Origin of the sequence: Rahnella perminowiae, assembly GCF_019049755.1 — a bacterium.
GTDB classification, from domain to species: Bacteria; Pseudomonadota; Gammaproteobacteria; order Enterobacterales; family Enterobacteriaceae; genus Rahnella; species Rahnella perminowiae.
Genome location: NZ_JAFMOS010000404.1, coordinates 1 through 7,859, shown reverse-complemented (window position 1 = coordinate 7,859; position 7,859 = coordinate 1). Strand labels below are relative to the sequence as shown.

Genomic DNA, 7,859 nt, shown 5'->3' with positions numbered 1-7,859 from the left:
GACTTCAGTTAAACTGAAGAACAAAATTTTCTAATACCCATACGATCCCTGAAAAAGAGCATTTAACTTCAGACTTCTGCAGGATGATCAACTATTGAACAATATGACATTGATCAAAGGTGTGATTATTGACTATGTATTCAAGACACAAGAGTCATCACAGTCATCATACCTAGTGCCCCCTTCGGCTCCCCGTGTCGTCAGCCCGACTGCGCTTACCGGCAGGCCGGTAAATTTCACCGAACTGCTTGAGTAGGCATTTCGCGCCTGCGGCTGAGGTCCGATGGCGTCTAGGTAAAGCCCGTTTCCGGAGCCTTATCACGTTGATTCACTGCCGATGAGTTGAAGAAATAGCCGGAATATCATGAAACTTTTTTACGAAGCCATCTTGATAAACCACTGTCCAGAATGAGTTCAGCTAACTTGTCGGGGCCGATTAACGTGATGCCTTCGGCTTTGATATTTTCGGATAACGGTCCGCTGTGCCAGATAAAAAACATCCGTTCATAGGCGCTGGTTTCCCTGAACCGTTTTGCGTAATCGCTGAAAGCATGTGCGTCCGCATATGATTTAATCTGAACAAAAGCTTTCTCGCCGGTGGTGGGGGATTCAAGCTCAAGATCCAGCGTTTTTTGGGTTTTACCGACAATACTGGTGCGCCGCCACCCGCTGGTTGAAAAAACAAGGTCTACCAGTAGCTCGAAATCCTGCCAGGTTAGCATTTGGCACAGATTTTTTATCGCGGCCAGGTACGTTACTTCAGCCTGCTTAGCATCAGACACCGTAGGGAGATCTTCATCATTGATTTTTCGTACAATGTAATCATGTGCGCTTACGTTACAGATCGTACCCCGATACCCCTGAACCTTTAACAGGTCTCCGCTCAGGTGATCCGTGGTTAATCGCGCGCCCCCAACGCTGGTGTTTTGCCACCCCTCTATCGTTTTTCTGACCCGGCTACTATCTGCCAGTACCTCAACCGGCCCCACGGGTCGACACCAGTAAAGAAATCCCCCCCTGATGGTAATGAATAGTGTATCTTCATCTGCCGTGTAGAAAGTTTTGATCTGCCTGACGTCACTGCTGGCGCTTGCCTTATTTCCCTTCCGCTCTTTAAGCCATATCTCGTGAACGTCTTCCCATTGGTCGTCAACGCAAAGATTGTCTGGGGTTTTATGATAACCAAACCGAAGCGTGCCCTCCGACAGGCACTGCTGCTCCCATTCACCTGCCTCACCAAGTTTGATGAACTGAACTGTTGCGGGTCTGATTTTTTCCATAATTTTCCGGGGGTATAAGGTATCTGCTGTTATAAAACACGAGATATTCTGGTATTTCAACGCAAACAGGTCATCTGTCGTGAGAGGGTCTATGCAGACAACTACACTCTATGTCATTGGAAATGGCTTCGATCTCAGGCATAACATCCCCTCTAGCCTGTGGCATTTTAAGGAATTTCTTTTGGCCATGGATTCGGATATTTATCGGGATGTGGAAGAGTACCTTCCAGTGGATGATGACTGGTGTGATCTCGAAACCGCGCTTGCAGACCTCGATGCCGACATGCTCATCAACAACCTCGGCCATTTCATGAGTTCATACGGTGATGAGGATTGGAGTGACGCAGGTCATCATGATTTCCAGTATGAGGTGGATCAGGTTGTCAGACGCCTCTCTAAGGGCATGCGTAGCCGATTCGGTCAGTGGATCCGTCAATTGCCGATACCTTCTTGTGAAAGTTCGCCTAACCGCCTGACTAAACTGGATTCGCAGGCACTTTTTCTCACCTTTAACTACACCAGCACACTGAGACGCGTTTATGGCGTCGGGACAGATCGTGTGCTCCACATCCATGGTTCTGCCGAAGCAAGGGACGATGAACTGATCCTTGGACATGCCTGGGAGCCTGAATTCCGCGCCTCTCTCAACGACAGGGCAGATATTGCAGATATGGATACGCGGCTCATGGAGGTTAACAGCATCATTGATGACTATTTCTGTGCGACGTTTAAACCCTCACAGAAACTTATCGCTAAACACCGACACTTTTTCGAGGGACTGAGCGGAGTTAAGCAAGTGATGATTTTGGGCCATTCTCTGTCTGCGGTGGATGAGGCTTATTTCCAGTATCTTTTTCTTCAGAAATCCGTTGCAGCGGCACAGTGGTCCATAGCGTGCCGCTGCGAAGAGGAGTGGATAGAAAAGTCTCGCAAACTTGACCTGATGGGAATCAGACCGGTCTCTGTCAGGCAAGTCTCTTGGGATACGTTGTAGGTCTGCTCTTCTCGCACCAGCTCCAGGTCACAGCACGATCGTCAAAGGGTTACCCTTTACCGGAGGAGGCATCATGTTCTGCCGCGCTTTTGGGCGTTCTGGTTTTAATCCGGGCGGTATGCCATTTAACCCGTTGTACCATACGTTGCATAAGCGGCAAGACCAGTTCTGCTGTAAGGAACTTTATCACCAGCAGCGTGTTGTGAATGATAAACCTTATACCGGAGAGCAGCCATGAGCGAGGGCGAACCGTATCATGGCTGACCATCGACCTGGACGTATTTGCAAGCTTACCCCCCGCGACAAAGGCCAGCATAAGAAACACAAAATAGCGCGTGTTATGCCCCTGCTCGATATCTTTTATGCGTGAGTCGGCTTTTTGCATGGATACATGCAGTCGCAGAAGTCTCTGGGCATAGACTGGGGTTAGAAAGGCCCCGGGCGTTTTATAATCCACACCGTTAAGAGCCATCTCGATGGGGACAACCTCACAGTTACCCCTGAACGCATGCGCAGAACATGCCAGAGCATTGAACGTCTCAATCTGTTTGCCGATGCCCCGATCGTAAGCAACTCTTGTCACCCAGTCGGGTAAATCTATTCTGGCGCGCAAAATATCTTTTGAAGCAAAGCTGTTCTGTAGCGACCACCGCATCTCAGGCGCCAGGCTGCATAAATCTGGAACCTGATTTATCACGTCCGGTTCTTTACACAGATCTTCCAAGTTTTGCTCGCCGTTGCGATAGTGCTGCACGATCAGGGTGGTGCGTTCACCAGTTTCTGACAGGTCCTCTTTATAGGAGGGCAGGCCGCTGTCCGTAACGTAATAAAGAGCTGCGATAAGACCCAAGACGTACCAGATGTGGTCATAAGCATTTTTGAAGGTATTTTTCTTCCAGAGCGCGCTGAAAAGCATAATGATTGACCAGCCGGCAACCATTGAGATAAGCAAATTGGCTGCCGCAGAAGACACACTGCCCGTAAAGTCGCTCCCAAACCGGAACACATCAGGACCGAAACTATTAAAGTCAGGGACATAACCCATCAGGCTGAACGTCCCTGGCGAGATCCAGAAAAACAGGCTTATCCAGCCCATGCACCGATTAAGGTAAAATCCGGCACGGATATTCAGTAGTGCGATCGGGAGGAGCAAGATAGTCATTAAACCCGATAATCCATTAACGCCGTGCGTCGGGCTTAGATTCCAGGGATAGATAACGTCATTTCCGACCTGTAAAGGTAGGTCATTTATAGAGTGAAAGAACCCGAGGCCCTCAAGGTTCTGAGCCAGGCCCCAGGCCGCCAGATTTGAAAACATCAAATAAGGATGAAGGAATTTCAGAAGAAGGAGCATTTGTAGTATGCATGCAAATGAAGGACAGTGAGTTTTCAGAATACAAAAAATATCAGTGCCATTCTAATGTTTATTCTCGCCAATATTTGATGCATATCCTTAGTTTCTTCACGGCAAAGCCTGCCTCTGTCTTTTAAGAGCTGTGTTTCTGCGTGGGTTCTTTCATCTTTCAGACAAGCGGATTTGGCTCTCCTCCTTCGACTCCCAGGCGTTGCCGGTGTAAGTATCCCAGCTCTAGTTCCACACACTTTTTGAGATTTCCGGTTTCTCAGCCATCAGCCGGTATTCTTCCGGCGTCAGGTTATTCAGGGATTCATGGGGCCGCTCGCTGTTGTATTCATTCAGCCAGTGTTCCGTTATTTCCCGTGCTTCATTCAGCGTTCTGAACAGATAAAAATCCAGTATTTCGGTCCGGTACGTTCGGTTAAACCGTTCGATAAACGAGTTCTGTGTTGGCTTACCCGGCTTGATAAATTCCAGCATCACACCATGTTCTTCGGCCCATTGCGCCAGTGCCAGTGATATCAGTTCTGGCCCGTGATACCTATTGAATGCATCTGGTTAGCGTTTAAGTCAGCCATTTTCTACAACTTGTAGTGTCTGTCACAAGTGGAGAAAATCAATGAACACTCCTGTTAGCAATGTCAGCATGTCGAGGACACTGATTGCCCTGGATATCTCTAAAAAACATCATGATGCAAAAATTCGGTACCCGGATGGACGAACGTCTTATCTGCGTATTGAAAACACACTGGAAGGGTTCAACCGACTGCTTGCTCTCACCGCTTCACCCCATGACAGTATCATCGCCGCCTTTGAACCTACCTCTGATTATCATCGCAACATCGCATGGTGGTTACATCAGCAGGGAGTAAAGTGCCATCTTGTTTCATCTGTCAGATGTGCTCGGGCCCGCGAGATGCTGTTTAAGACCTGGGATAAAAATGATCGTAAAGATGCCAGTGTCAGCATGTATTTGCTGGAACAGGGTTTATCTTCGCCATTTTATGATCCTCTGGCGAATGGCGTTATCGATATACAGGAAATATCAAACACCTACCATCAGGTTACGCTGGCACGAACCCGCTGTCTGAACAGCCTGGTGAATCACTATCTGACCCTTTATTTTCCCGAGGCTGAACAATTTCTGCATATGTCCCTGGCAGAGTGGTTCTGTCAGTTTTTACTTCAGTTTCCCACACCGTCCTGTATCACATCACTGAACCGGGATTTGTTTGTAAAACAGGCATGGGATGTTGTTGGCCGGAAGCAGTATAAACAGCAGTTTCTTGAGCACCTCTATGATATTTCAGCGAATTCCATTGCGTTACCGTTGTCGGATGGTTCTCTGGCAGTAACGACGTTCAAATTACAGCTTCATCGATATGTCGAGCTTTCGGCTCAACGGTTGCAGCCTGAGAAACAGGCAGAAAATTATTTACAGGAACGGAGTGATTACCAACATTTACGTACGATCCCGGGTATTGGCGCAGTCATTGCCCTGATGATAATTGCTGAAAGTGGTGATTTGACACGTTTCGCGCATTACCGACAGTATCTCAGCTTCTGCGGTTTTAACCTTTCCGCCAGCCAGAGCGGGCAAAAACACAGTGGTTACCGATTGTCAAAACGTGGAAACGCACGGTTAAGATATGCCTTCTGGCTTGCCGCCACAGTAGCCGTAAGAACGAGAGAAAACAGCTTCCGGTACAAATATGAACGTTATATCCGGGAAAATGGAGATAAACCCGATCAGAAAAGAAAAGCCATGACGGCAGTGGCAACAAAAGTCGCCAGAGTAGCGCATGCGATTGTAAAACAGGATATTGATTATAAAGGGTATTATGAAATAAGCCATGGGATGTGATTCAATGGGCCGTAAGGCGCATCGCGACCATTAGATAATGCTCAACGTCCATGGCTTCCCAAAATGCTGTGTTAAGTCCTGTCGGGCCATCCGGACCCTTGTATATCATGGTAAGCATGTTTATAAGCCAAAAGGAAATGAGCAATATCGGATATAAAATAAACCATCACCTTCTTATCAGATGGCAGGAGCCCTTTGCGTAAAAACAGTTGACTCAGACGGTAGTCCGTTATCTATACGAATCTTCCGCGGATAGCCGCGGTTTGCCACTATCCTGTCTAGCACTCTCACGACGCGTTGCGCCGGGATATTCAGGTCAATTTCTATCGCCAGCGCTTCACGGTTAAAATCATCCACCACATTGAAGGTCCGGAAGCGTCTGCCACACACCAGCGTATCATGCATAAAATCTATCGACCAGCTCTGGTTGAGTGCTTCCGGCGTCGCCAGCGGAGCCGGATTGCGCACCGGCAGACGTTGCTTTCCCTTACGGCGAAAATTCAGTTTCAGCAGGCAGTAAGTCCGGTGAACGCGTTTGTGGTTCCAGACGTGCCCCTGCCTGCTAAGTACCTGAAAAATATTCTCAAAACCGTAGCGGGGATAGCGCTCAGCGACCTCGGTCAGCCTCTGGATCACCGCTTCATCACGTCGCGTATCCGGTTGATAACGAAACACCGTCCTGCTTAGCGATAACGTCCTGCATGCCTGGCGTATGCTCATCGTAAATTGCGTGGTCAGATAGTTGACGAGCTCACGCTTTATCGCTGGTTTTAAAGCTTTTTTCGATGACGTCTTTCAGCGCCCGGCATTCCAAACTCAGATCGGCAAACATTTGCTTCAGACGACGATTCTCGTCCTCAAGGTCTTTGATTTTTTTGATATCAGCGGCTTCCATCCCGCCATATTTTGCTTTCCAGTTAATGGGATGGACTACCTCTTCCCTCTGCGGTTAACTGTACGAAATATGTTCAGCAGGAGAATCGCCATGAATATCGTATTTCTGGGTATTGATCTGGCTAAAAATGTTTTTCAGCTCTGCGGATTAAATCAGGCCGGCAAACCGGTTTATAAGAAACGCACTGGCCGAAAAGAATTACTCCAGACAGTAGCTAAAATTCCGGCCTGTCTGATCGGTATAGAAGCATCCACAGGCGCATTTTACTGGCAGCGTGAGTTTGAGAAATTGGGTCATAACGTAAAAGTCATCAGCCCCCAATATGTAAACCCTTTTGTCCGTGGGCAAAAAAATGACGGTAACGATGCGCAGGCGATAGCTGTGGCTCTGATGCAACCTACGATGCAGTTTGTTCCACCGAAAAACCTTGAACAGCAGGATATTCAGGCTCTACACCGTGACACCGTGCAAGACAGCGTATTGTTAATCATCGTACTGCTACAGTCTGTCAAATCCGAGGGCTGCTGCTTGATCGGGGAATAACAATCGGCGCGGCAGTCTCAAGAGTTCGTCGTGCCGTTCCGCTTATCCTTGAAGATGCTGAAAATGGTCTTAGAGTTAGAATGCGCAGAACGATTGCAGAACTCTATGATCTCTTTAACGATCTGGGTCGTCGTATAAACTTTTTTGATAAAGAAATTGATGCTGTGTTCAGGCAATCAGAAGCCTGCCAGCGCATTGCCAAAGTTAAAGGCATTGGTCCTAAAACAGCCACGGCTGTTGTTGCCGCGATTGGCAAAGGAACTGAATTTAAAAATGGTCGTCACTTTGCCGCATGGCTTGGTCTGGTTCCACGACAGCACTCGAGTGGCGACAAGCAGGTACTGATGAATATGACGAAAAAAGGCGACAAGCATTTGCGGACACTTTTTATTCATGGTGCCCGCGCTGTCGTCAGAGTTGCCACGAATAACAATGATGGCAGCCTGCATCAGTGGGTTAACCAGTTAAAGGAACGGCGCGGGTTTAATAAAATGACCGTGGCGGTCGCTAACAAGAACGCGAGAATAATCTGGTCGATGCTGAGAAAAGATACCGAGTATTAGGCAGTTGGAAGTTAGTACCCAGCCAGACGAGTTGCAGTGTACTGAAAAATGGTGACAGGTTGCACCTGCACAATCGGAACCTGACTATTATATTGGCCTCAGAGGCCGTCCAGTTGTTGAGGCGATTGTGTGCGGATTACCCATTTGGGCACAGGTTAGTTTTCCTGATACCGGATAGATGTAAGCAACAACCCAAAACCCGATTCAGTACTTGCAAAACGGAGGTAGTCCATAGATGTAATAGCTGGCTTCAGAAATAGCAGCCTCGCGGCACACATCTTTGACGGTCCTGCCAGCCTCGACTGATTTCAGGACGGCGATGATCTGGTGCTCAGTGAATCGGATCTTACGCATAGCGATCTC

The 7,859-nt window shown here is 48.1% G+C and carries 4 protein-coding genes and 4 pseudogenes; 3 read left to right on the top strand and 5 right to left on the bottom strand.

What is annotated here, in order from left to right:
- Positions 1-362 precede the first annotated feature (362 nt).
- Positions 363-1,280 (bottom strand): restriction endonuclease, encoded by a 918-nt coding sequence (locus J1785_RS05675; protein ID WP_217218992.1) that lies wholly within the window; start codon positions 1,278-1,280, stop codon positions 363-365.
- A gap of 91 nt (positions 1,281-1,371) precedes the next feature.
- Between J1785_RS05675 and J1785_RS05670 the strand changes: the two genes are divergently transcribed.
- Positions 1,372-2,274 carry a bacteriophage abortive infection AbiH family protein gene (locus J1785_RS05670; protein ID WP_217218991.1) on the top strand — a complete coding sequence of 301 codons (903 nt, stop codon included), beginning with the start codon at positions 1,372-1,374 and terminating at the stop codon, positions 2,272-2,274.
- A gap of 49 nt (positions 2,275-2,323) precedes the next feature.
- On the opposite strand, the gene J1785_RS05665 is transcribed toward J1785_RS05670, so the two are convergent.
- Positions 2,324-3,436 (bottom strand): hypothetical protein, encoded by a 1,113-nt coding sequence (locus J1785_RS05665; RefSeq protein ID WP_217218990.1) that lies wholly within the window; start codon positions 3,434-3,436, stop codon positions 2,324-2,326.
- A 426-nt stretch (positions 3,437-3,862) separates the two neighbouring features.
- A pseudogene (locus J1785_RS05660) lies at positions 3,863-4,168 on the bottom strand (integrase core domain-containing protein); the annotation flags it as partial.
- 82 nt (positions 4,169-4,250) lie between these two features.
- Between J1785_RS05660 and J1785_RS05655 the strand changes: the two are divergent.
- Positions 4,251-5,495: an IS110 family RNA-guided transposase gene (locus J1785_RS05655; protein WP_217218989.1), complete on the top strand. Its 1,245-nt coding sequence runs from the start codon at positions 4,251-4,253 to the stop codon at positions 5,493-5,495.
- 225 nt (positions 5,496-5,720) lie between these two features.
- Here J1785_RS05655 and J1785_RS05650 read toward each other — a convergent pair.
- Positions 5,721-6,414 (bottom strand): annotated as a pseudogene (locus J1785_RS05650) (DDE-type integrase/transposase/recombinase); the annotation flags it as partial.
- A gap of 66 nt (positions 6,415-6,480) precedes the next feature.
- Between J1785_RS05650 and J1785_RS05645 the strand changes: the two are divergent.
- Positions 6,481-7,496 (top strand): annotated as a pseudogene (locus J1785_RS05645) (IS110 family RNA-guided transposase).
- Positions 7,497-7,733: 237 nt separating this feature from the next.
- Here the strand turns inward: J1785_RS05645 and J1785_RS05640 are convergent.
- Positions 7,734-7,850 (bottom strand): annotated as a pseudogene (locus J1785_RS05640) (transposase); the annotation flags it as partial.
- Positions 7,851-7,859 lie beyond the last annotated feature (9 nt).